Raw genomic sequence first — 24,889 nt, forward strand, 5'->3', positions numbered from 1 at the left:
AAAGAGACGAATACTTTTTAGAATATTCTGATTTCGATTTATGGATTATTGCCTCTTGGCGAAAACTTCAAACAATCAGCTTATATTAGTCCGTGATCCGGACTAATATAACTAGTAAGCCTAAGCTCTAACCCCTAATCTTTTTTAGTTTATCATATAATGTATTGCGTCCGATCCCCAAAGCTTTGGCAGTTTGCGTAATATTGCCGTTAAACTGGTTTAGAGTAGATTCAACGGTTATCCGTTCTATTTCCGACAAAGAAATAACCTTGCCTTCAGTTCTTACCTGCCTTGGACAGCTAACGGTGTGAGGCAATTCTTTAACAGTAAGGTAATCTCCTTCAGCTATATTAATGGCGAACTCTATGGCATTTTGCAATTCCCTGACGTTCCCAGGCCAAGTGTACCTTTTGATGGCCTGTAAAAATTCCGCTTCTGCTCCTTTAATTTGCTTACCCAAACTCTCCGAAAAAATCCGGATCAAATACATGGTCAAGACTTCAATATCTTCTTCCCTTTCCCTTAAAGGAGGGATATGAATGCTAAATACATTTAATCGGTAGAATAAATCCTGACGAAAGCGTCCCTCATCAATATCCTTGAACAAATTCTTGTTGGTAGCTGCTATGATGCGCACATCAACCGGAATTTCCTTGTCTCCACCAACCCTCGTTACTTTCCGCTCCTGCAAAACCCGCAAAAGGTTGACCTGCAATTCCATGGGCATATCACCGATTTCATCCAGGAAAATCGTCCCCCCATCAGCCAGTTCAAATTTCCCCGGATTCCCTCCTCGCTTCGCTCCGGTAAAAGCTCCTTCATTATAGCCAAAAAGTTCACTCTGTATGAGTTCTCGCGGCAGAGCCGCACAATTAACTGCCACAAAAGGACCCATCGAGCGGTTGCTGTGATTGTGAATCGCTTGGGCAAACAATTCCTTCCCCGTACCGCTTTCTCCTGTCAAAAGAACATTGGATCTGGAATTTGCCGCGACTGAAATTAATTTCAAGGCGGTTTTCATGACTTTAGATTCTCCGATAATATCCTTGCAATAAAAACGAGCGGTTGCCCCCACCATCATGTTGACTAAACGTCGAACTTTATTTATTTCCCGCAAGGTAAACACCACACCGGCAATTGAGCCATCTTTCTTAGAAAATGGACGGGCTGAACATGTACAATGAATTCGATCCGGTCCTTGATCATGCACAATTTCCACATCCGTTTTCCAAAGAAGTTGCTTAGCCATTTCACTGAACTTCTCGTTAGGGCCCAGGATGGATTTCAGAAGTTGACCTGTCTCTATTTTTTTGCTCAAGCGAAGTATCTTTTGAGCAACAGGATTGATATGAATAATCCTGCCTTCCTTGTCCACAGCCAGCAAACCTTCAGTTACACTCTCTGTTGCTGCACTCAATAATTCATAGGCCCGGTTCTTTTCCTCCTGAATTTCTTCCTTGCGCAATTGATTTTCGATGGCTTCCACAGCCGCCACAACCATCCCATAGGTATGTAAATACACATATTGGGCGGGGCCGGAGATATCAAAACAGCCGATAATTTCCCCAAGCGAGTTATGAATCGGAGCTCCGGAACAGGTCCAGTAATGATGTGACTGACAAAAGTGTTCGGACCCGGAAATTTGAATGGCTTTATTGATGACCAGCGCTGTCCCGATGGCGTTGGTCCCTACGGCCTGTTCCGACCAGTTTGTACCCTTTATAAAACGAATTGTGCTTTCAGCTTTATCCAGAATCGCCGAGTCTCCGCAAGAGTGCAGAATCCTCCCTTCCTTGTCTGTTATCACAACCATAAATCCCGAACCCTGAACACTTTGGTAGACGGTATGCATAAAAGGTTTAGCTGCCTCTACTAATCGTGAGTTAGAAAGGATAAGCTTATCTAATTCCTTTTGATTCAATCTATCTTTACCTATGCCATCATAAGGATTTACGTTAAGTTCCCGACAGCGCTGCCAGGATTCCAAGATCTCCGGACGTGTAAGTACAGCATCAGCGATACCCCTCTCGACAAAATTCTTCCACGCCCAAAGCGGGTCTTTTACATATTTCACGGACTGAGTGTACATTATAAGCACCTCCATGACTTTAACGTTTAATCACGAAATCATATTTCGCTCACTCATTCTTGGCATAGAATTTGCATTAAAAATAACTATAAGTTTAGTTTTTCACAGTAAGGAGTTTTTTCTTGTTATGGAATTTTATAATCTTGACTGCGTTTCCTGGTTTGATTCACAGATGATATATCACGCCCTTGCCCACCTAAACCGGGAGGCGTTGATAATCTGTTACCCTGCAACACCTTATGTCTGTGCAGGGTTCCATCAGGATATATCCAGTGAAGTTAATATAAAAGCATGTAAAGCATTAGAAATTCCCCTATTTCGTCGCGAAGTTGGAGGCGGATTAGTATTGCTGGACGACCGGCAGGTCTTTTTCCAAATTGTACTGCATCGAAAAAATCCCGATATCCCTACCAACCGCGAGGGATTTTACAGGAAGCTCCTTCAACCGGTAATACAAACTCTGAGAGACTTCAATCTGGCAGCGGAGTTACGTTCACCCTGTGACTTAATTATTAACTCCAAAAAGATTTCCGGCAACGGTGCAGGTCAAATCGGAGAGTGTTATGTCTTAGTCGGAAACATTCTACTGGATTTCGATTATGAGGTTATGTCTTCTCTTATCCGTGTCCCATCAGAGGGTTTCCGCCAAGAATATTTACAGCAAATGCAAGCAAACCTCACGACTTTGCAGTCGGAAACAGGGAGGACCATAAGTAGACAGGAAGTTATCGAAAGGCTCAAAACTAACTTCACAGATACCTTCTCACTTACTTCAACCAAACTGGATAATCAGGTTCTTGAACAAATTCGCATACTCACCCCTATGTTTCAATCCAATCGATGGCTCATGGAAACCGGGCGTCGCCTCCTCTATCGGGAGATTAAAGTAGCGGAAAACTGTTATATCAGAGAATACCAAGTTTCTCTTGATGGTCCCGACCTAACTTGCCGTTTAGTACTCGATGGTCACCGGATTACCAAAATTACCTTGAGTGACTCCACTGGCTTAATCCCTCCCCTATTTTTGCATCGGTTGGAATGCGCCCTCCTTGGAAAAGAGCTGGATTTTAATACATTAAACGAAGCCTGTACGGCAGTACATGCTTTAAATCCCTTCAATTCAAATAAATTAGCCCTTACCCTTAGCGGTAAAAACGGTGCTGCAACTGCGCAATCATCCCTCCCGTATGACAGTAAAGCACCTATTGCTTAAGATTCAAAGTACTCTGGAAATGCAAACCAGGTTTTCCGTACTAAGACGGAAAATTCAGTCTTTCCCCAATTGATACTATATTCTCCTTTCCTTTCAAAACCCCTTTTTAGAAATTCTCCAAATCTTGTCAAACACTGTAGAGGATACTGTTTTAATATGTCAATGTCACCCCTTCGAATACTGTCAACAGCTAAAGAACCTGCAATTTTCCCAGCCACTATTGCCGGAAAGATACCCTCTCCACTAATTGGATGAGTATGTCCTGCCGCATCCCCAACCAGCATTAGGTTTTTCTCTTGAATCTTTAGCTGGGGCCCGCCAATAGGAATCGTTCCGCCAGTCCTTCGTATTACTTCTTCACTAATAACCCCTTCTTTCATTAAATATTGTTGAAATTCCCCTAAAGCAGTTGCTGCGTTTCCACCTAAACTTAGATCCAGGCTGACCCCGACATTGGCCAAATCATTTTTAGGAAAGAGCCAGGCATATCCGCCGGGGAAAGATGGACTAAAGTAAATTTGAGCCCATTGCAACCTTTTTCTTAACTTGACCGTGATTTGCTTAGCGTAGGCTAAAGTCTGAAGCGAACACCCCATCGCCTGAGCTGCTACGGATTTAGGTCCTTCCGAGCCTATGACAATGTTTGCTTTAACTATAGATAGTTTTCCCTGTTCCTTGATTACAACCCCCTGATCAGCGACGGCAACTGCCTGTGCTTTAGTCAATAACTTAGCTCCAGAATGAACCGCTCTCTCAGCTAAATAACGATCAAAGACATCCCGATGAAGTACGTAACCAGGTGCCCGTGTTTGAGCCACTTGTTCCCAATGAATATAGGTAACGAACCCTTCCACCCTTTGTGCTATGCAAGCCGCCGGAACAGGTACTTCTGCAGCTATACTCAATGGTACATACTCCGCACATTGAACCGGCAAACCTATGTGTTCTTTCCTGTCCAGCATCAGTACACTTATCCCGCCGGCAGCCGCTGTTGCGGCAGTGGAGCTGCCCGCCGGGCCAGCCCCGATTACCACAACATCACCTTTAGCCAAAATCGGAAGCTCGTCGATTCTATACTCAGCGTTCATCTTAAAGCTCTCCGGACACATGACTCCACATCCTGAACTCTCACACCGGGAATTTGATCCGGGTAAGCCTTAAAATAAGCCCTGATTATCTCCTCGATTTTATCTCCTTCCAGGGGGCAATCCTTTAAACGAGCTTCAAGCTCAAAGATGACAGTTGGATTATGGGTAAAGAAATCCCCGCTGATTAAAATGCTTTTCAAAACTCGTGCTTTTAGCTCCGTCTTGGCAGCCACCCGGATCAATCCTCCCGGCGTTTTAAGACACGCTTCCTTTATTTCTCCCGACCCGGTTGGTAAACAAACTTTATTAATCCATTCAGGCGAATAAAAGTACATTCTCCTCTCACGAAATATGGCCTCTTCCCATGGATTGAGTTCATCTCTAATAAATTGCATATCCATCACGGATGTGAATGCCTTACAAATAGCATCTTTAATCTTGGACATATCCGGAACCCAACCGAGCTCTCTTTTAAGCCACGTCACCCGATCCTCTACTGCATTAATTTTTTTATCACTTATTTTTTCTCTGGGAATTTTCAATACCTTGACCATGCTCTCAACGTCAAAATCAACAAGTAAAGAACATTGGAAAACAAAGGCATTGCCTAATTCAGCCCCTCCTGTACCGCAAATCTTACGATTACCAACTTGAATATCGTTACGGGGACGGAACATCGCCTTTACACCAAGATCGTTCAAAGCTTTAACCATAACCTCACACAACAACTTATAGACCTCATCGAGATTTCTTCCCGCCAGCCAATCTTTGCCTGCATAAATTTCCCATCCCAGTTCGGACGGTCCCCAAAAAATTGCTCCGCCTCCTGTGATACGGCGATTGATTTCAATGTGTTCTCTTCGGCAGTATTCTTCGTCAATTTCTAACTCTGCCGCTTGATGTAAACCCAATAGAGCACAGCGAGGGGAAAATTGGAGAAAACGCAATGTATTCGGGCATTTTCCTGTACTGCGGGACGCAAGCAAGACTTCGTCTAAAGCCATGTGATCAGCCGAATTTAAGGGATTATTGTCAAGCAGCCGCCAATTCATAACCAAGTCCTCCTTTATAAGTTTAGGTAATTGATCATGGGCACTGTTCGATTTCCGAACAGTGCCCGAAAATCGAACAGTGGATTGGACTTTTTTCATTTAAAATACGCACAAAAATTTAACTAATTTTAGCTTTCAGTTACTACAAAGGACTGTATTTCTTCTTTATTGTATTCCAGACCTTAGTACTTCCTCAAAATTTATAAATGCAATTCATATGCCAAGCCCTGATGAAAACTTTTGGCATATGAATTGCATTTATAAATGACATCACAGATTGCTGCATGTTAAGCCAATTCTACACTGTGAGCATTAGAATGAATTTTAGTTTGGAGAGGATGTGATTTAAGTGTCCTTAAAAGCCGCCTTTATTTTTCTTGCACCTCAAGCCGACCCATCACAACATCAGGCAGATATTCAAACTCCACAAGTTACCCTGCTCATACGAGGAGTCCAAAACTATCAGGAAGCTGTTAATCTTGCCCAGCAACTTGTAACCGAAGGAGTTCAGGCGTTGGAATTATGCGCAGGATTTGGCAACATTGGAACGGCAAAAATAGTTGAAGCTGTAAAACATAAAATTCCAGTAGGTACGGTACGCTTTGATAACCACCCCGGGTTAAGCGGAAAAAGCGGAGATGATCTATTTAATAACTGAGGCCAATGAAGACAACGAAAAAGGAGGCGCCTAAAGAACCGGCTGCAGTTCAAAAGGCACCTCCTTATCGTAAAGATTGTTGGTGGTCATGTCGATTACCCTGCCAGTTTGTCACACTCTTAAGCCGGACAGCTTTCCTCCAAGGCATCTTCCTTGAATCTTTCTTCGGGCTTCCCAACCGTTTTGATCTCCTTCAACCGAATAGCTTCCTGCCCCTGATAGGGATCGATGATACCGGTTTTGGGATTATAGGCAATCGCATTCATGGTAAGGAATAGATCCCGCACGCAGCCGCAGACGACAAAGGCCTCGTATCCGCGGGATTCCAGAATACCTATAATTTTCAGGGCATTTTCATTGATTTTCATTATTAGATATAGCTCCTGTTGATTTCCATGACCAAGTCGTTAATAGCGCAGTCCATACTCAGCTTTTCCAAATTCCTTGAAATTAAGGCACCGCTGCCATACTTATTTAATTAAACCGTAAGAACTTTCGTAGTTTCGTCTTTCAGGAAATCGGTCAGCACCTGACCTGTATATATTACGTTGATGCCCATATTCTCTAAAACCTCCGACACCCCGTAACTATCGGCGCAAGCCTTGCAGGCCAAAAGCTCCACCCCGGCCTGTTTGATTTTCCCAGCGTATTCCTGCAATTCTTGATCTTCCGTGAGAAGTTTGGCCGAAGGCCCCCAGACAATCAGGGATACCTCATCCCACCATTCTTTGAGCTTTGAATTGAGGGTATACATGAATGCCATTCGGATAGCAACTTCCCTATCCCCGCTTGTCCAGATCACGACCAATTTATTAGGCAGATTCATACCGGCAACGCCTCCTTAACCCATTATGAGATAATACCTTGCCCTCCACCAGCACCGAGACAAAAGTTGTCTCGCGTTACTTCATTTTCTATGCTCAATATTAGGGCATTCTTCCCTCAAGCACCGTCCAAGAACGGTAGCTTGTTGTCTACTGTTACTGGTTATAGGCCTTTTAGGACATCATGATGTCCTACGGCTCGTAAAATAATTGTATCACTTGTCCTTTCAAAGATTATACGAATATCCATATTTGCATATGCCTCAATAAACGGAGTGTCTTCAATCTTGTGGGTTTGCAAAGATGGATGCCTTGGGTTATCGGCAAGGAAGCGGAGGGCTTTTAAAACCTGTTTTTGTTCTTTTTGCGTTAGTAATAAAAAGTCTGTATCAAATGGTTTGGTTCTTATTATTATTGGCATGGGCAAGCTCCTCCAGATCTTTAATAGCCTCCTCCATGTTGCTAAATGTTTTGTATTCGCCGTTTTCAAGAGCTTCTTGGCTTTGTTTTATTTTTTCTTGCCATTCTTTTGTCCAAAAATATTTTTGATTTTTATCAACCCAGTCTACTGGTCTCAAAAAAATCCCCCCGTCTTTTTCCTCAATTAAGACATGATCCCCTTCATGCAAATTAAGATCTTTTGCAATTTGTGCAAGGCTGACAATCATTCTTTTTTGAATTTGCTGAACAATAGCCACTCGTTTTCACCTGCTTTCACAGTTTAGTAGTATATACAGTTTAACACCATTTATTTAGTGTATCAACATTATCTCACGGTGAAGAGCCCCCGTTTGGTCACCTCTGCCTCAAAGACAAAACATCCATAATTCGTTCAGCTGCTTCATTATATTTTTTTATTCTAGCTTCATCCTTCTCAGTGGGATTCTCAATCCTGCTCAGATTCATATTATCACATAAGTCTGCAAGCTTAACATGACAGGCAGTTTCATTTCCAAGTATTCTGGCAATAAACTCATAATAGCTTTCACCTTTGCACTTAGTCAGACAGTCCAAAACAACTATTACTTCCTCTGAAAATCCCTCTTTACGAAGATCATCAAAAGAAACATCCGAATCTTCCACAACATCGTGCAGCACAGCACATATTCTTTCAAGTTCGTTTTCTCTTGACAACATAACTCTTAACGGGTGAAGTATGTAAGGTTCTCCAGCTTTATCAACTTGTCCGGCATGAGCACGCGTGGCAATTTCAATCGCTTTGTTCAGCAAATTAAGACCTCCTAAAGCATTTCCCACCTAAACTTTACCCTGTGTGGCCTGGTTGCATAACCTCATAACACGAGGCGGCTTATTGTTTCTTCTACGACCCGCCGCAAGTTTAGTGGAGCAAAAAAAGAACGGCCGCCTGGCTGCAGTTCAAATTCGGATTCAAATCCGAATTTGAGGAGGTAAGCTCCGCTCCGTACTATCAAAGGACATATTCCAATTGGCAATCATAGGGTTCATTTTCAGCAATTGTTTGATTAATTTCCTTTGCTTCCACACAACCAACGGCTTTATATAATGCTTGTGATTCTTCTGATGATTGAGCAGAAATATACAGCTTTCTTGCACCTAGGCTTTTTGCGCTGTCAACTATTAGCTCAAAAAGTTTTTTGCCAATACCTTTGCCCCTATATTCCGAAGATACATGGATCATCTGCATTTCAAGGTATTCACTGTTAATGCCAAAAAAATCAGATGCCAGGGAAGAAAATCCTATTAGCTTAGAATCTATAAAAGCACCAAAAACAAATCCATTTTTTTCAATACATTCCTGAAGCCCTATTGCCACAGCATACTTTTTTTTTGAGTTCCAATCTTCGGTGAATGAAATATCCTTCAGAATCCATTGATTACCATCTTTTCTCCAACAACGTTTGACTTCTTGATATCGATTGAAAGAGCCTAATAAATCCAGGCCAATCTCATCTTGTCTTAATTTCTGGTAAGTGATTGACTTCATCATCCCTCTACTTTCCCCGTTTTTGGTGTTCTATCATAATGCTATATTTTAAATCCATCTCTCTTAGCTTTTTACGGATGACCGCTCTTTTATCCGGGTTATTGCTGCCGGCCAACTGTTCTCGTAATTCAGCCATGTCCTTTAACATGTACACCTCTTCCGGCGCGTAGCCTGCATTCTGTAACAACATATATCCGGCCCGTATATCCTGGGGAAGACTTGCCCAGTAACTCAGATCAATGGGTTTGCCAAAAGGAAGGTTATCAAATTCACCCTTTCTCATGGCTTCTTGAATTTTTGCTTCAACCAGTTCTTCGAACATACTGTTCAGCTCCTTCAAATCTATTGATTACCATATAAAAGGAATCAGACGATAACGTGTCTTTAAGCAATAGTCCCTATACCCCGCTAATTTCTTGCACAGCACGGCTTCTTCATTCCCTGCAACTACCGGCCAGGTGGGTACCAAGGACCAGTGAAAGCGAAAAGTTCAATAGCTTCCCATAAGCGGATTTCGGCAGCCACTCTGCCTTGGAAATATGTATAAATGCTTCGTCCGTCCGCTCTCTCAGGGGTTGCCGTCAGTCCGAGCAGCACCTTCGGCTTACAATACTCCAAAAGTTCTTGGTAAGATGGGGGGGCAGCGTGATGGAATTCGTCAATGGCGAGGTTACTGCGTACTTGGGTAATTATAATGACTATCATTTTTTCATAGAAATCATTTCAGCAAAGCTTTGGATTCGAGTTCTTGCTTGCTCTAAAGAAGGTGTTACCAGATCTAATTCCAGATAAAGCAAGGGGATTTCAGCTTCCTCCAAAGTTTTCTTGTAAATAGGATAATCGAACTCTTCCATTTCACAGAATTTCATGATGCACGCCACAACACCATCTGCCCTGCTCTCTTCCGCCATTGTTTTCAGCATAAAGCGACGGTTCTTTTGGGGGTCATATAGTAATGAACAGCCTTCCATGCAGCTCCAATAACGCGCTAATCGTTCCAGAGGGTCTGTCCCCCGGGGTACATCCGTTCTAAATTGCCGGCTTTCGTGAGCCAGATCATCGGCTGCGACAGCCAATCCATATTCCTCGAACATGCCTAGAATTTTTGGTTCGGCCATAATCCCTGTCAAAACAACCTTATTCCCTTTCCATGCTTCGGGAGGAGCTTTTTTCAACTCTCCAATCAAAGAATTGACAAGTTGAGTATGTTCCAACTTATCCATGAAGTAACCACTCTTGATAACATTGTGGCGGAGGTCAGGGGTAATCGTTATACAATAATCCCGGGCAATCATGGTAAACTCCCTTAAGGTTTTCCGATGATCGTTATAGATCTCGATGGCTTCACTTAAGGCCTGATCGGAAATAGGATTGCCGCCAATTTCTTCAAGGATACTCTTGATCCGGGAATACTCACTTTTTAAGTAGTCGACAGCTGCTTCCAATTTGCGATTAATTGGATGAGCAAGGGGTATAAACCTTACTTGAGGAACGGCAACCTTCCAATCCTGTCCGAAACACTTTAGATGATCGCAGTGGGCAGGGATAATAACCCCTGCAAGTCGGTCATATACACCGCGCATCCCCAGCTCTAAGGTGGTTTGAACTAAAGAACAAGCAAAGGCAGGAAAGTACTGGTTGGCGTTTTTGATGCTTGTCGACCCACCCCATAGACCAACCGGAAGCATTCCGGCAGCGTAGACGATTTCCTCCGGACAATATTCCGGGGCACACCCGATCATAAGCCGCTTCTCCTCAAGGCATTTATTAATAACCTGTGCCGGATGTTTAGCAACGTTTTCCAACGCTGACAATAGATCCTTAAGCTGGGTCATTATTCGTCACCTCTTTGCTTTTTTTAGCTGGCTTATTATAAGATACAATTTCCATTAAGGCCTCAAGACGGGTGTCAAACTGAGCTGCAGCGAAATTACGAGGATCAGCCTGGTCTCCATCAAAATTCATGATCGAAACGCCCGTTCGAGCTGCAACCAGGCGTTGTTGCTCATATTGCATAAAGTCCATAACCTTACAACTTCGATTCACATGGAACAATATACCATCAAGCTTAAAGTCCTTTACCTCTCTCTCTCTTCGATCGGCTTGGTATTCCATGCAAGTGTTGTTGCCGATCATGGAATAGACCTTGGCTAATTCATCAAGGTTTCCCGGTTCATAGAGCAAAACCCAAGCTTCCGGATAGCTGCTGCAAACGATATTGATCCCGTTCTTTGTTAAAGCCTTAAAGTTATGCTTAATATGAGGCCAACAAGCGATGCCATCCCACATCACCCGGCATTTTTCTCCATCCTCATAGCAAGACTTGCCTAACCTGATTTTTTCTTCTAATTCCTCAATCAAGAGCTTGAATAATTCTCCTGTTTCTTTGCGCCCCCTTGCACAGACCATTTGAGACATATAGTTAAATAGTTCAAAGCCATTCAAGGGAGCCGGAACTGCTTGATTTAAATCCAGCGCCCGTTTCCAGGCGCGTGAGTTCTCATTGGATTGTTTCATAACTTCCTGGAAACGCTCGTGATTAAATGGGCGGCCGGTGATTGTTTCAAGCTGCCGGATACACTCCGCAAACTCAGACTTAATATAATCGATGGCTGCCGGTGTTGGTTCATACCCATGGTTATAGGGGACATCGATAAGAATCATGGGTATGTTAAGTTCTGCAGCGATGTTTTCATACCACTTTATTAGGGTGTTGCAAATATTATTGCAGCATAAAATGAAGTCAGGAAGTGGGATAAGCACTTCCGCTGCTTGAGATTTCATATAGGCAAGATTAATCCGGGCATAGGAGCACAAATCCACACTATACCCTTCGCTTTCCGCCTGCTCTAACAGTGGTAAGGCTCCTCTCTTAGCCGCGACGGCAGCTGCGTGATTCTCGGGATAAACCACCGTTAAATCCATAGTCTCACAGAATTCCTGAGGAAAAATTGACGTTGCCCATCCAACCAATTGTCCTTTCTTTTTAGCTATGTAAGCATCCTTATAATGACGAGTTTGCAGCTGATTAAGTAAATTTCTTGAAGTAAGTTTTTCAGGCACTTAAGTCACCCCTTTTTCAATCTAAATCATTTTTTAAGTTCAGAACCCTCCTCGACCGGTACACCTTTGCTCTAATATATAGAATATTGGGAATATTTTCGCACTGAAGCACCATCCTATCACTGAGGGGTTATCTTGCACTTTCGAAAGCGAGTAGGGCCGCCCCAAGGGCACCTGTCAATTGTGCCATGGGAGAAGCCTTAACGGGTGCACTAAGCTCTTTCTCCATCACCTTAATAATCATCCAGTTCAGGCACACTCCGCCGGTCATAACAACCTCACTTTGCACGCCAATACGTTTAACAAGTCCGGCAACACGGCCTACCACAGATTTGATAATACCCGCTGCAACATCCTCACGAGATGTGCCTCTGGAAAGCTGAGAAATAACCTCAGACTCTGCAAACACTGTACAAGTATTGCTAATTGAAGCTTCATTTTTTGCTAATGCAGCCAATTCTGCTAAATCCTCAATATTAATTTCTAAAATCCGTGACATAACCTCCAAAAACCTTCCGGTACCCGCTGCGCATTTATCATTCATGATAAAGTTAGAGACAGTTCCCCCTTTGCCAATTCCGATTGCTTTAGCATCCTGACCGCCGATGTCAATAATCGTTTTTACACCCGGAACAAGTTCATAAACTCCACGGGCGTGACAGGTTATTTCCGTAATCTGTTGGTCTGCATCCGGGAAATGAGTTCTGCCATATCCGGTTGCAATGACCCTCTTTAGATCCTCTCGACTCAAATTCACCTCCCGAATAGACTGTTCAAAGGCTCTTGCCGGCCCGCTGCTTCCTGCACCGACAGGTATTATGACTTTACTTAAAATCTTTTCGCCGTCTTCCAAAACCACAACTTTTGAAGAGGTCGATCCAATGTCCACACCTGCAGTTATCAATTACAACCCTACCTTCCTTCTAAGTAATGTATAATAGCAATTACTATGCCCTATGCTAATGGCCACTTCATATACACCAGTTTTCTCGAGCATTGGCGTACTCGTAACCAGAATTGAGCAGCCATTCCCTCAGAATACGCTTTTGCAGATTTTGAATTGCTTCAGGCATGCCAAACAGCGGCACCTTTTCCTGCACGGATATAAGAGGCCTGCCGCATTAGATTTCATTTAACTTAATACAGCCTAACTACTAATAATTTAACTGCTTCGTAGAACAACCATAGCATCTGCAGCCTTAACACCCATTTTAGCTGGATATACTATTAAGGGGTTGATATCCAGCTCTTCAACTTGATCCTTCAGTTCCGTTACCATGGCAGATACCTTCATAATTACATCCACAAGCGCATCTAAATCGGCGGATGGCTTTCCTCTTACTCCCTTGAGCAGCTCGAAACCCTTAATTTCTTTGATCATATCTAGGGCATCTCCTGGACTGAGTGGCGCTACACGGAAGGAAACATCTTTTAACACTTCTACGTAAATTCCGCCCAAGCCAAACATAATGGTTGGACCAAATACTTTGTCCCTAGTAACCCCAATAATTACTTCTATACCCTCCGACAACATTTCCTGTACTAACACCCCATTAATCCTGGCATCCGGCTTATGTTTTTTCGCATTTTGCAGTACAATCTTGTACGCCCTTCTTACTTCTTCTTCCGTGGACAGATTAAGCTTTAAAGCATTTGCTTCAGTTTTATGCGGAATATCCGGTGAATCCACCTTCAGAACTACTGGATATCCTATCTGACCAGCCATAGAAGCAGCCTCATCCTCATTTTGGGCCAAGCTTTCCTTGGTAACAGGAATGCCGTAACTGGCTAGGAGGTTCTTAGATATCCCTTCACTTAAAACACCTTCCAAGTCATTTAACTCAACCTTGCTTCTTTCCCCTCGAGTTGTAACAGGTATTTGATATTCCCTATTTTTCCGTTTACGTAGAAACTCGGCATAATCAGCCATCTGAGCTAGTGCACGAACCGTCAAGGTTGGATTAAAGAACACAGGCAAACCGGCCCTGCGAAGTTCTCTGACCCCTTCGCCTTCGTCAGTTCCGGGGTAAACCCAGGGATTAAGGACTATGGTCTTACTGGTAGAGTTATAGATATCAATAATACCTCGGGCAATTTCAACTCCATATGGTTCAAATAATTCAAAGTTTGCAAAAATAATATCGATGCTATCATCCTCAAGTAAAGCATTTAAACAGGTCAATAGTATGTGTGGATGAGTCATGTACTTGCCTGTCATATCGATGGGATTCTGGGCGGATGCGAAGAAAGGAAGAACCTCTTTCATCTTTGCCATTGTGCTTTCTTTAAGCATAGGAAGAGTTAAACCCAGCCCCTCGCACGCATCGGCAAGAGTAACTCCTATACCACCGGAAATGCTCAATATTGCAACGTTTTTTCCCTGAGGTAACCGGCCTGCTGAAGTAAATGGGGCAAAAGCAATCAACTCTTCGTACCCATCAATTCTGATGATCCCTGTTTGTTTAAAAAACCCGTCATAGATCTGGTCAACCCCTGCCAGAGACCCGGTATGCGAGGAGGCAGCCTTTGCTCCAACCTTACTTCGTCCCACTTTCATAATCATTATGGGTTTTTGAAGTTTCGCTGCTTTCTCAGCCACTCTACGCAATTTAGCCCCATCTCTCGCGCCCTCAAGATACCCCCCTACCAGCTTGGTTGCGCTATCATGAATCATATATTCTAAAAAATCGGCGAATTCTGTGTCCGCTTCATTGCCCACACTAACGAAATAATTAAACCCAACACCGTTTGCAAGAGCCTCTGCATAGATCAAGACACCATAAGCGCCGCTTTGAGTGACAAAACCCACAGATTTTGAAGCCACGTCAGGTATATCAACAATATGAGCGAAAGAAGCCATGACTCCGTTAATGGTATTAATCAACCCAACGCTATTAGGTCCGCACAGGCGAATACCGGACTCCTTAGCCAACGCTGTTATTTTCTCCTGAAGTAAACGCCCTTCTAAACCAATTTCTGCAAATCCCGAACTAAAGATGACTGCTGCACAAACACCCTTGGCAATGCACTGTTCCAGAGCGGCATAGACTCCTTGAGCTGGTATTGAGATTATTACCAAATCCACTTTACCAGGTATATCTGCCAAGGAAGGGTAACATTTGTGGCCAAATATCTCATTATAGTTTGGGTTAACAGGATAAATCTTGCCTTTATACCCTCTTTTTATCAGCGAAACATGTGGTTTTGAGCTAGGTTTAGTTGTATCACTCGAAGCCCCAAGAATAGCTATTGATTCAGGCTCAAAAAATTGTTTTAAATAATCGACATCATTTAACATGGGTTTTCACCTCATACATAATAAGTTCTCTAAATGTTCTTCAAAGACAATAATAATTAGAACAAGTTTACTTAATAATTTGTTCCACATTTTCACTTGTTTTCCTTCAATATTATTAGAATATTCAAAAATAAAAAAGGCCACCCGTCCAAAAACGATTGTACCTTCTCAAAATGTGTGTTGGGGTCGTACCCCTGGGGAAGGTTGACCGTAGGGCAGCCTTCCCTCGCTGGCTCAAATCGCCTCGGAGCGAAGAACATGCCAGAAACACTCTTCTGAAATCCCCCGGAGTTTTTCTAGGTACACCCGACGACTTAACGACTGTGGATACGTCCTTGATCGATTTTGAGAATGAATCGATCAAGGACGTTTATCAGGGTGACAAAGAGAAAGCTATGCTCGCCGCTGGCGAATCAGCACAACGGATTAATGATTTGCCAAAAGTAAACGATATGGTACAATCCATTGTTAATGAAGCAGAGGATTGTCTAAGACGCGTCCAGACTAAAATCCTAGTATAAGGCTCTAAACTACTTCGTGGAGGTACTAACATCACTCAATTTCACTCATCCACTCAGCCTCTCAACATATAACAATGAGTGTAGCAAAACCTATCCCTGTCTATTCACAAGGTTCAGGCCGCCTCATGATGTAAAATAGCGTGCAACCATCTTTTAGCCATAGGTAAGAAATGGTACAATACTCAATAAGACTTTTGTTAAAGGAGTTTGAATTATGAGCATCGTACAAGTCATGGATGCAAGCTATGAAAATTGTCATGAGGCCATCGAAAAGATATTTGAACAGTTTCCTTTAGATATTGACGGAAAAAGAATAGTGATCAAACCGAACGTGCTGCGCAGTGCTGCTCCGGAAGAGGGGATAACCACCCACCCCGCAGTCCTAAAAGCCGTAATCCGGGAAGTGGTCAAACGAAACCCTGCCTCTCTGATTGTCGGTGATAATCCGGGCGTGTTTTCCTATGGCATGAACGAAAAGGCCTTCAAGGACACGGGCTTGATGGAAGCAGCCGGTATATATTATCGTAACTTAGGCGCGGAAACTGTGCAGATGAGTATTAATTCTCCCTATATAGAATCGGCCCTGGTATCTCGGGCAATTATCGACGCTGATATCTATATTAGTATCCCGAAATTTAAGACCCACGGTCTTACCGGTTTATCTTGTGCTATTAAAAATAATTTCGGGCTCTTAGCCGGGGCCCTTAAGGCTCAAACCCATAAAAAAGCGGGCAATCCCTTCAACTTTGCCGAAGCGTTGGTCGAAGTATTTGCCCTCAAGGTTCCCGATCTTGTCATTGTTGATGGCGTTTTAGCTATGGAGGGAAACGGCCCGGCATCCAAGGATTTAGTTAACCTTGGGAAAATCCTAGCCGGTACCGACCCTGTCGCTGTAGACACTGTCGCAGCCCATATGATGGGTTTCTCAGAACAGCCTCGCAGCATTCAAATAGCAGCTGCCAAGGGGCATGGTATTAATGACCTTTCCAAAATCACGGTTCATGGGAAACTTGAAGTTATACATGGTTTTAAGCTTCCTCAATCCGGGCCTCCGGGCGGTGCCATCATGGAATCTGTGACAGCGCTTAGGCCAAAGATCAATAACGAATTATGTACTTTATGTGCAACGTGCATAGAACATTGTCCGAATGGTGCTTTAACCATGGATGAATATCCGTCTGTGGCTCCGGAAAAGTGCATCACATGCTATTGCTGCCAAGAGCTTTGTCCACAGAAGGCGATCGAATTGAAATGAATATTCAAGTATCCGGGCTATTCTTAACCAGATCGACCAGATCGGGGCTAACAAAGATGACTGCTTCAACTTCCCTATCATTAAAGACAGTGGCATAATTTTCCAGACAAAATAATGAAACTTATCCCTGACTATTCACAGGGCTCAGGCCGCCTCATAACTGATATGCTCCCCTTTGTGTAGCCCTGAATTTTTGTTATTTCAGGTGTCTACTCAAAGGGACTCAAAGGGGAGCATATCAAAATGAAGCGGCCTGATTTGTTGCATTTAAACAACGAATTTACATTCCACTTCCTAAACACGAATTCTGAATTCCCAACCCTATTTACATGAAGGAAAGCTTCACCTGTTAACTTCAGACCTTCACCGTCTTCTTCTGTACAAACCCCGGCAGCAGCTCCCTCATCTTCCAGACAAAAATCGGCGGAACATGTCCTTCCGCGCAGGTTCCTGGACCCGACGCGGAACGACAAAAAGCGACTGCCGGTAAGATGAGCAGCATTCTTCTACCACTTAATTATAGAGTTTTATAAACAAATCGGAGCTGTAATCCTTTATATCAGAAAAGTTAAGCATGTTATACTTTGATTTAATTTCAGAAAAATATTTTGAGATTAAGTCTTTTTCAATGATGCGATTAGAGCTTTCATAGTCTCCAAGTCCTCTCCGGGTGATTCTCCAGGGGGATTCAACATGAGTCATTTTCTCCAAAATTTTGCCGCTATAGCATCCAAAATTGACAATAATGCTATCAAGGATCTCTTTCTCCGCTTCCGTGAGTTCAAAATCGTCATATTCATAAATGTTATCCTCGATCGGGTTATAACCACGATTTTTATATTTATTGTATACATTTCTGTAGACAGGCCCGTGCACCCATGCTTCACAGTCATTTTCAAATAAATACTCGTAATTAAAAGCCTTATAAAAACCCTGAGCAAAATATAGCAGTTTTTGCAACGCTAAGGGGGTTATTTCAACACAGTTGATAATAAAATACTTTACAACGCTGTCAATTTTACCATCACCACTTAACATTTCGGTTTCAATCTTTTCTATAGCTTCCTTACAAAGTTTGTAGGCACGCTCAGTGATCTTATCTTTGTTTTCTTCTAATATATTGAACATATATCCGGAGTCTTCAAGGAGAAGTCTAAGTTTTTCTGAATATTGTTTTGTTGGTACATCGCCGTCCAAATATCTAGTTAAAGTGCCTTCCCCCCAGTTTAATAGCATTGAGAGTGGCCTTTTGCCAATATTGTATTTCTCCAAAATACTTTCAATTTCAGATATCTGAATAAGTTGCTCATGTTCCCTGTATGCAATATCAAGTAGTTTTAGGTTTTGGTCCCTAATTTCACCTACAAATATCTCCTCGCCACACTCGTTACAAAACGCAACTTTTGCTTTATAGGTTATTTCTTTTCCTTTAATAACTTTAGTTATTGTTTCTTCCCTAACCGAGAATTCTACGATTTCGCGACAATTCTCACAGAAATTCATCATTATGACCTCCTCTATTATTTATTAGTGTAATGCTCCGAATTCATCTCCATATTTAACGTTGAAGATGAACGCAGGGTTATACCCAAAGATGGTCCCTCCCAAAAATCTACTGTCGTAAATCAACCAGGCTATTATCCCCTTAGTTCTCTTTCTCTTATATCAATGAATACAATACGCATATTAACGAATTTCACCAGGGCGCTGTCAAGAATTTTAATTAATCCATAGACCATAAAATAACGCTCGTTTCAAATGTCATTAGTCTCATATCACTTATTCTACTTTTTTTAACCAAAAGGACATAAACTCAAGCATCCCGATCCCCAAGGCATAACAAACCAAGCTAAGCTTTGGGGCCGTCAGAGCCATGCTTACACGTTTTCCTGACCCCCACTTCAACCTTTTTAGCGAGGGTTAAATGGTTTAAAAAGTATCCCGTTATTATTATTTAAATTGGAATTTTATCGGTTTATTTCTTTTGTGGAAAGATATCACAATCAGAAAATCGTCTCCTCGTTTTGTCTGAAGGATATTGGTTTTTATATAGATTTCGATGTATTCCGTAGTTCCCCAATTATCAAGCTCATATTCCTTGCAGAATATGTAAAGACGCTCATTTGAATATTCTTCTTTTTCATTATCAACTGCATAGCAAAAGTCCTCATATTGAAGACTGAGAAATATTTCTCTTTCCTTTTTAGTATCAATTTTATATGTCTCAATGAAATCAGAATTCTCTCTTCGATTCTTATTAATTGAAATTGAGTAATTGAGTAATTACCCTTTAATACAAGTTTTCTAAATTCATCGAGATATTTCTTTATATGTTCAACGGTAAAATCCGTATATTTTTTAGTCTCAACTTTCTCTTTCAAAGGCTTATCACACCTCTCTATACTATAAGCAAATTATACTCTAATTATACTAACAAAACAATAATTAATGTACTAATTGATACACTTTTTACGTTTAATTGACCAGTCCTCCTTTTGCAAGAATGGTTTTCCCAGAATCGAAGGCCCAGTCCTGACTGCGATGGCGCTGTAATGGCTAAGAAAGGCAGTCAAAAAAAGAACGGCGGCCGCCTGGCCGCCACTTCTCCCCTAACTTATTAATAATATCCCCTCTACCTTATGTAGGAGCACGTGTCGATCACTAAAATTAACGATATTCACCCCAACACTATCTTATAGTATGCGATAATTGCATATTGATTATTATGCGAAATTCAACAGATACAGCGCCAAACTGAAGAAATGTATTTAAATAGTAAAGAAAGTGAATTTGTTCTTCTGAAGTCATGCCAGGATTCGGATCGCCCAGGACAGGAAGAATAATTGAGAGTGTTTTATAGCCCCACCTACGATTGGATGAGAGAGACATGAATTATGTGAAGAGATACTGCAGGGCTAAAGAATGCTTATATATAACTCGCTATTCGTGGATTTGTACATCGACAGCGTTATCTTCGCTTCTAACTTCGTAGCGCTTTTCTGGCCTTCTGTATACATTAACTAATTGGTGGCTTGTTGAAAACGAATTATCTTCAAGGTAACTTTCACTGCCAAAAATCAGTTCTTCAATTGAATGAGAATGATGCTCAGTCCAACAGGGTTGTTCGTTACATAGCTTTTCAACTCTCTTAATTAAAGTAAGATTTCCCACATTTTCAGTATCGTCGTCGGGTATAATTACAAACAGATAATCCCGTGCACGGCTAATAGAAACATTTATAATATTGAGTTTATTGAGGAACATTTCCCTTGAAGCTGAGATGGACGGCGGCGGGTTGAACAGCGTAATAATGATGTCGCATTCGTCACCTTGGAATCCGTGAATAGTACCCACCTGCACATCAATATTCTTTGGCAATATAACAGAAGACATTAGCTTATCAACCAAATCAGACTGTGCCCTATAAGGCGCAATCAGCCCTATGCGGCATAATTCATCCCCGCTTGCCAATTCGCTGAGAGAGGATAGGTATTTTACAAATTCAAAGGCAAACAATGCAGAATAGACCTGGTAGTTGCTCTTACCTTGTAAACGCTTCGGGCGGTAGATGCTCTCATATTTACTGACAGGAAACTTAATGATATTCAATGATTTTATATCAAAATAGTCGTCATCAAGTAACATGCGTTGGCTACCTGATGGGCGGTTGTGTTCTAATACACCGCCGTAAGCAAAACGGCTGAACACTTCGCCAATTTCGGGAATACTCCTGTATTGAGTAGTCAAGAGTTTGACTTGGTATTGATGTGGAATCGTCGAAGGTTCAGTAAACGAATTGAGTTGCACCATAGTGTATATATTCTCATTCTTCCAGATGTTTACAGTAGTAATTGGTTCTATCTGGAATGGGTCACCTGCGATAATGAACTTTTCGGGGGTCTTCTTGTAAAGCGGATAAATAATGTTAACCAATGGAATCATGGATGCTTCGTCAATGATGATATAATCCCATTTGAGTGCACGTAAGTGAAGTCGCGTACTCTCGTCCGGCAGGAAGTAATCATATGGAAAACGTGCAATAGTCGTAACCGTAACATTCCTTGAGAACGTACGGATATCGAAAGTCTTATCACGGAAAATGCCCCTCTGCTCAATAATGTTGTCGTTAGTTGCGCCAAAACGGACAAGCCAATCATTGTAGCTGTGGTCTGTTTCCATAACTTCCATAAGGCGACGTACAAGTACATCCGCCGACTTATTTGTGGGTGTAAGGACGAGAACTTTCAAATCGTTGATTTTCTGCATTAAAGGAAGGATGATATCTCTCGCCAGATACGTTGTTTTACCGGTTCCAGGAGGACCGAAAACGAACTCAATATTCTCACAGAGGTTTGTCTGCATATTGAAGCCGTTATCTAAATCAAGTCCGTTAAACTGTTTCTGAAGTTCCTCCAAGAGAAAAACAGGATTTCTAGCCTCGATTTTCGCTTCGGTGATCAGCGATAAATCTACTCCGTCAATTTGTGCGTTCGTTTTGAGTTTTGCCCGCAGTGTGTATGATTTTACGTTTACGACTTCAACCGCGACTTTTATCATTGGTTGATTGGCAAAATGCATTTCAAGCGGTATATCAGCCAGGTCTTCCATAGATTGTGGTATATAACGGCTAGGATGCTTCAAAATTAGGGTTCTCTCCGTACCTGACTCGCGTTCCACTTTGGAGAACGTTATGGAGATCTCTCTGCTATTAGCGTTATTCTCGCTGCAGTTCAGCGATTCTAACTCGAGTATGGCCTTGAACCATCCGAAAGAATATCTTCCAGGGGCCAACGCTTGTTGGGTTAACTCCTCTAAGCGAGCAATACTTTCAATTTCATTAACACTTCGTTGTTTTGCCCGCTCAATTTTCTTGCTAAAGTCAACCGTCGGCTTTGTGAAATCATCTTCATCAGAAATTGGTGTTCTTTCGTTATCGATGGAATTGGTAGTATCTCTCGTTTTGTGGGCAGAGACAACCCGATCAGCAATTTCTTTTGCAACGCGGGAAACAGTTGGATTTACTGCAGTATTTTCAAGTTCATCTTTCTCATCAGTTGTTGCGACTTCGGAATGATAAGCAGAGGCTTGCTTCAGTGCCCGATACTGCTCCGCAAACTGCTTTAGATCTTCGGGTGGAATATCGGATAAGGCATCGGCAAGCTCTATTTTAGCTCGCTGCTCGTCAGTTAAGTTGTCTTCGTCATCTTCCTCTGTTTCTTCTTTGATACCTAAAAAATCAAGTAGTTTCCTGGCCTCATCATTTGAGGCGGAATATTTTGGTGATAGCGTTTGTAATGTCAACTCTTTGGCAGAAACAAACTCACCTGAATTGTTAAGGAGCCACGGATTCGTACGCAAAAAAATCGTATCGCTGGAGTCAAAGGACTCTCGCTGAGAAGAACGATAAAAATAGCTATGAACGCCATTGATGACATCACTAAATTCTTGCCATGACAAACATTCTGACTTGATAATGCCAAGTAAGTGCGACCATAATAAAAGAGATAAATTTGCATCATGTGTGTCAATAATTACTAATATTATTTCCTTGCAACCATCAATGTAGTGTTCTGTCCAGTTTTCATAACCAGTTGATCGGTGCCATTTATAAGGCATTTGACACGCTTCGCTGTGATCCAATTCACGGCTTAATATTCTGGGCGCAGTTTTTACTCCGAGTTTTTTTAAAAAAGGCTCCAGATGTCCTTCGGTTCCGATAATCGTCTTATACTCATCCAACTCTACAAACCGGGTATTCGGCTTAGCTGCGAAATATTCTATAAGATTCTCATCTGGTATGTAAAGGTCACTTGCCTTGCCACGAAAAACCGTTGCATCATCGGCAGAGCGATACCTGATAAACTTACAATCTTTGATTAACATAATATATTCATCAACTTCTGCTTGCGGGCACTCCATGTAATATTTAAAGAATTTGCGAAAATGTGGACCAGTATTGATTCCACCTCCATCTTTGTATTGCGGCAATATAACATTATAAATCTCGTCCCGCAGTGATGGTTCTTTAATTCCCAGTTGTTTGATGAAATCCAGAGTGGCATCATTTTCTAATAAAGCAAAATGAACAGTATCATAACCTTCAACATCATCTGCTGGCAAAAACAATACTGCTTGTCCGTTTGAATCAAAGGCGGACACTGCTTTCTTATGTTGATTAAGAAAAATCGGCTTCGTATTAATTAACTTTTTGCGCCCGGGTGTATTCGCTATATATTGATAAAATGAATCCAACCACTCAATTGGTTGTGCTTCAATAAAGCTAGCGGTAATGACGTCTATAATATCTTCGTGGTCATACCAGTTTTCTGTTATAGAGTCTATGTACTCTGAAAGCTTTTTATTTGAACGCATTGTTTCTTGTCTACCAAATGAAGTAAAGACCCATTTGGCAGACTTATTATCAGTAAATACTGCTAACTGGTCATTCGAAAACAACTCGGCAATTTGAGGAACAGAAGCCCAATATGCATTTGAAGCAGAGGCAAATCCATCAAAGCTGGGCAACAGCTCTTCATGGCTGAGTTTTTCTTTCATAGAAGTATAGAAAGGTTTAAAAGAAATTCTGTTTTTGTCATTAACATCATTAAATTCACTTTCATCATAGGGAATAATATCAAAGATGTGGTCATTAATAAGAGTTATGCCGTTCCTTTGCCCAATTTCCTTAAGGTTGACAATACTGTCAGCCGCTAGCTCCGCAAGCAGCTTAATCATATCCTTGTTATGCTTTTCGCCGGCTTTAATGCCCTCGCGGCTATCAGTAAGCAGGAAAGGAGCGTGTAGTATAAAGTTTAGGCCAGTTACTTCTTTTGTCGGAAAAAAACAAAAGGCGGGGAAATTCGATCTTAAAAAGGCACCTTCTGTATTCAAAGATAAGCACACTGAGTATGTAAAACCACGTTCATTTGCTCGGGTAAACATCCACAGCTTGTCCTTAATGAGTTCATTTTCATCATCGTCGTTATTTTGCGTCAAAGTTATAAGGCGCGCAACTGTATTCCCGAATGCCATTTCTTTATCCACTGACTTAGTGTAGAACCCGAATTTCTCAGCGCATTCAACCGAAATCATCCTCAGATTAGTCAAAAAGAGAACCGGATAAACCAATGAACGTAATTTGTCAGAAATGTCCTCATAGGCCTCCTCACGGCTTCTGTCTCTGTGGTCAAAGGGAAACACAAACAACGTTTCCTCGGGTCTCCTGCCGGAAAAATCATCGTCAATTTTTACTGGCACAATAAATCGTTCGATTCTGAATCGAAACTCAGGGTCATATATGCTGGGTGTTTGGGTATACTGAAAAACCGCTTTGAATCCTACGCCGAACTTCCCAATTGACGCAGCTGTTTTGTTTGAGTTAGCGATTGAAGTAATCGCATTTATATCCCCTAACTTGCCGTTATTAGTATCAGCTTCTTCAGTTTCTGGATTTGAAATAGAAAATCTCCTTGTGCCATTGTGAACAAAAATTAGTTTGTTATAGCGCAAGTCGAACCTTACTGAAGTAGCCCCTGCGTCATCAGCGTTTTGGAGTAATTCATAAATGAAGTGCGCTTGGTCAGAATATTTTTCTACAACACTAGTTTTTACACCCCGCATATATGGCTGTTCAAGCAAATCTGCGCCGTTTGCTCTATACTTTGACAGGGCGGCAAAGTATATTTCATCCTGTGAGTTCATTGATATTTCCCCCTGCGGTGCTTTTATAACTTTAATTACAAATCTTCAATATAGGGCATTACCATTTAAAACATCATCTGCTGCAACCTTCAGGAATTCTAGAGCCTCGGCTTCAGTGACTAATTCCACTGCCATCATATCTCTATAATCAGATATAGCGG

The 24,889-nt window shown here is 42.0% G+C and carries 20 protein-coding genes and 1 pseudogene; 4 read left to right on the forward strand and 17 right to left on the reverse strand.

Features of this window, described 5'->3' with window-relative positions; genetic code table 11:
* Positions 1–127: 127 nt before the first annotated feature.
* Positions 128–2,089 carry a sigma-54-dependent Fis family transcriptional regulator gene (locus DESOR_RS20820; RefSeq protein ID WP_014186572.1) on the reverse strand — a complete coding sequence of 654 codons (1,962 nt, stop codon included), beginning with the start codon at positions 2,087–2,089 and terminating at the stop codon, positions 128–130.
* A 127-nt stretch (positions 2,090–2,216) separates the two neighbouring features.
* Between DESOR_RS20820 and DESOR_RS20825 the strand changes: the two genes are divergently transcribed.
* Positions 2,217–3,302: a lipoate--protein ligase family protein gene (locus DESOR_RS20825; RefSeq protein ID WP_014186573.1), complete on the forward strand. Its 1,086-nt coding sequence runs from the start codon at positions 2,217–2,219 to the stop codon at positions 3,300–3,302.
* Here the strand turns inward: DESOR_RS20825 and DESOR_RS20830 are convergent.
* Positions 3,299–4,390 (reverse strand): geranylgeranyl reductase family protein, encoded by a 1,092-nt coding sequence (locus DESOR_RS20830; protein ID WP_014186574.1) that lies wholly within the window; start codon positions 4,388–4,390, stop codon positions 3,299–3,301. The genes DESOR_RS20825 and DESOR_RS20830 overlap by 4 nt on opposite strands.
* Positions 4,387–5,442, reverse strand: a complete 1,056-nt coding sequence (locus DESOR_RS20835) for a lipoate--protein ligase family protein (RefSeq protein ID WP_014186575.1) — start codon at positions 5,440–5,442, stop codon at positions 4,387–4,389. The genes DESOR_RS20830 and DESOR_RS20835 overlap by 4 nt, the downstream gene beginning before the upstream one ends.
* A gap of 349 nt (positions 5,443–5,791) precedes the next feature.
* Here DESOR_RS20835 and DESOR_RS20840 point away from each other — a divergent pair, with 349 nt between their 5' ends.
* Positions 5,792–6,100, forward strand: a complete 309-nt coding sequence (locus tag DESOR_RS20840) for a DUF6506 family protein (RefSeq protein ID WP_014186576.1) — start codon at positions 5,792–5,794, stop codon at positions 6,098–6,100.
* Between the two features lie 119 nt (positions 6,101–6,219).
* Here the strand turns inward: DESOR_RS20840 and DESOR_RS20845 are convergent, their stop codons facing one another.
* The 12 genes and pseudogenes from DESOR_RS20845 to DESOR_RS20900 all read right to left on the reverse strand — a co-directional run bounded on the left by DESOR_RS20845 (position 6,220) and on the right by DESOR_RS20900 (position 15,251).
* Positions 6,220–6,468 (reverse strand): hypothetical protein, encoded by a 249-nt coding sequence (locus DESOR_RS20845; RefSeq protein WP_042331488.1) that lies wholly within the window; start codon positions 6,466–6,468, stop codon positions 6,220–6,222.
* Between the two features lie 110 nt (positions 6,469–6,578).
* Positions 6,579–6,926 (reverse strand): DsrE family protein, encoded by a 348-nt coding sequence (locus DESOR_RS20850; protein ID WP_014186577.1) that lies wholly within the window; start codon positions 6,924–6,926, stop codon positions 6,579–6,581.
* A 161-nt stretch (positions 6,927–7,087) separates the two neighbouring features.
* The gene (locus DESOR_RS20855; protein WP_014186578.1) at positions 7,088–7,345 is read right to left on the reverse strand and encodes a type II toxin-antitoxin system RelE/ParE family toxin; all 258 of its coding nucleotides are present in this window, start codon (positions 7,343–7,345) and stop codon (positions 7,088–7,090) included.
* Positions 7,314–7,622, reverse strand: a complete 309-nt coding sequence (locus DESOR_RS20860) for an AbrB/MazE/SpoVT family DNA-binding domain-containing protein (protein ID WP_014186579.1) — start codon at positions 7,620–7,622, stop codon at positions 7,314–7,316. The genes DESOR_RS20855 and DESOR_RS20860 overlap by 32 nt, the downstream gene beginning before the upstream one ends.
* 97 nt (positions 7,623–7,719) lie before the next feature.
* Complete coding sequence (locus DESOR_RS20865) at positions 7,720–8,154, reverse strand: HD domain-containing protein (RefSeq protein ID WP_014186580.1); 435 nt, start codon at positions 8,152–8,154, stop codon at positions 7,720–7,722.
* Between the two features lie 199 nt (positions 8,155–8,353).
* Positions 8,354–8,893: a GNAT family N-acetyltransferase gene (locus tag DESOR_RS20870; protein ID WP_014186581.1), complete on the reverse strand. Its 540-nt coding sequence runs from the start codon at positions 8,891–8,893 to the stop codon at positions 8,354–8,356.
* A 4-nt stretch (positions 8,894–8,897) separates the two neighbouring features.
* Complete coding sequence (locus tag DESOR_RS20875) at positions 8,898–9,212, reverse strand: DnaJ family domain-containing protein (protein ID WP_014186582.1); 315 nt, start codon at positions 9,210–9,212, stop codon at positions 8,898–8,900.
* 167 nt (positions 9,213–9,379) lie between these two features.
* Positions 9,380–9,559: pseudogene (locus DESOR_RS20880) on the reverse strand (DEAD/DEAH box helicase family protein); the annotation flags it as partial.
* 32 nt (positions 9,560–9,591) lie between these two features.
* Positions 9,592–10,725: a 2-hydroxyacyl-CoA dehydratase subunit D gene (locus tag DESOR_RS20885; protein WP_014186583.1), complete on the reverse strand. Its 1,134-nt coding sequence runs from the start codon at positions 10,723–10,725 to the stop codon at positions 9,592–9,594.
* Positions 10,712–11,953, reverse strand: coding sequence for a 2-hydroxyacyl-CoA dehydratase subunit D (locus DESOR_RS20890; protein WP_014186584.1), 1,242 nt, complete (start codon positions 11,951–11,953; stop codon positions 10,712–10,714). Before DESOR_RS20890 ends, DESOR_RS20885 begins: the two co-directional genes overlap by 14 nt.
* Before the next feature lie 130 nt (positions 11,954–12,083).
* Positions 12,084–12,857 carry an acyl-CoA dehydratase activase gene (locus DESOR_RS20895; RefSeq protein WP_014186585.1) on the reverse strand — a complete coding sequence of 258 codons (774 nt, stop codon included), beginning with the start codon at positions 12,855–12,857 and terminating at the stop codon, positions 12,084–12,086.
* A gap of 258 nt (positions 12,858–13,115) precedes the next feature.
* On the reverse strand, positions 13,116–15,251 hold the full coding sequence (locus DESOR_RS20900) for an acetate--CoA ligase family protein (RefSeq protein ID WP_014186586.1): 2,136 nt from the start codon (positions 15,249–15,251) through the stop codon (positions 13,116–13,118).
* Between the two features lie 173 nt (positions 15,252–15,424).
* Here DESOR_RS20900 and DESOR_RS20905 point away from each other — a divergent pair, with 173 nt between their 5' ends.
* Both DESOR_RS20905 and DESOR_RS20910 read left to right on the forward strand, forming a co-directional pair.
* Positions 15,425–15,772 carry a hypothetical protein gene (locus DESOR_RS20905; RefSeq protein WP_042331492.1) on the forward strand — a complete coding sequence of 116 codons (348 nt, stop codon included), beginning with the start codon at positions 15,425–15,427 and terminating at the stop codon, positions 15,770–15,772.
* A gap of 214 nt (positions 15,773–15,986) precedes the next feature.
* Entirely contained in the window at positions 15,987–17,027 is a 1,041-nt protein-coding gene (locus tag DESOR_RS20910; protein ID WP_014186587.1) for a DUF362 domain-containing protein, read from the forward strand.
* Between the two features lie 513 nt (positions 17,028–17,540).
* On the opposite strand, the gene DESOR_RS20915 is transcribed toward DESOR_RS20910, so the two are convergent.
* Together DESOR_RS20915 and DESOR_RS20925 are read right to left on the reverse strand one after the other, a co-directional pair.
* Positions 17,541–18,533, reverse strand: coding sequence for a type II TA system antitoxin MqsA family protein (locus DESOR_RS20915; protein ID WP_014186588.1), 993 nt, complete (start codon positions 18,531–18,533; stop codon positions 17,541–17,543).
* A gap of 1,434 nt (positions 18,534–19,967) precedes the next feature.
* Positions 19,968–24,728 (reverse strand): DEAD/DEAH box helicase, encoded by a 4,761-nt coding sequence (locus DESOR_RS20925; RefSeq protein WP_014186590.1) that lies wholly within the window; start codon positions 24,726–24,728, stop codon positions 19,968–19,970.
* Between the last annotated feature and the right edge of the window lie 161 nt (positions 24,729–24,889).

Origin of the sequence: Desulfosporosinus orientis DSM 765, assembly GCF_000235605.1 — a bacterium.
In the GTDB taxonomy this organism is placed as follows: domain Bacteria; phylum Bacillota; class Desulfitobacteriia; order Desulfitobacteriales; family Desulfitobacteriaceae; genus Desulfosporosinus; species Desulfosporosinus orientis.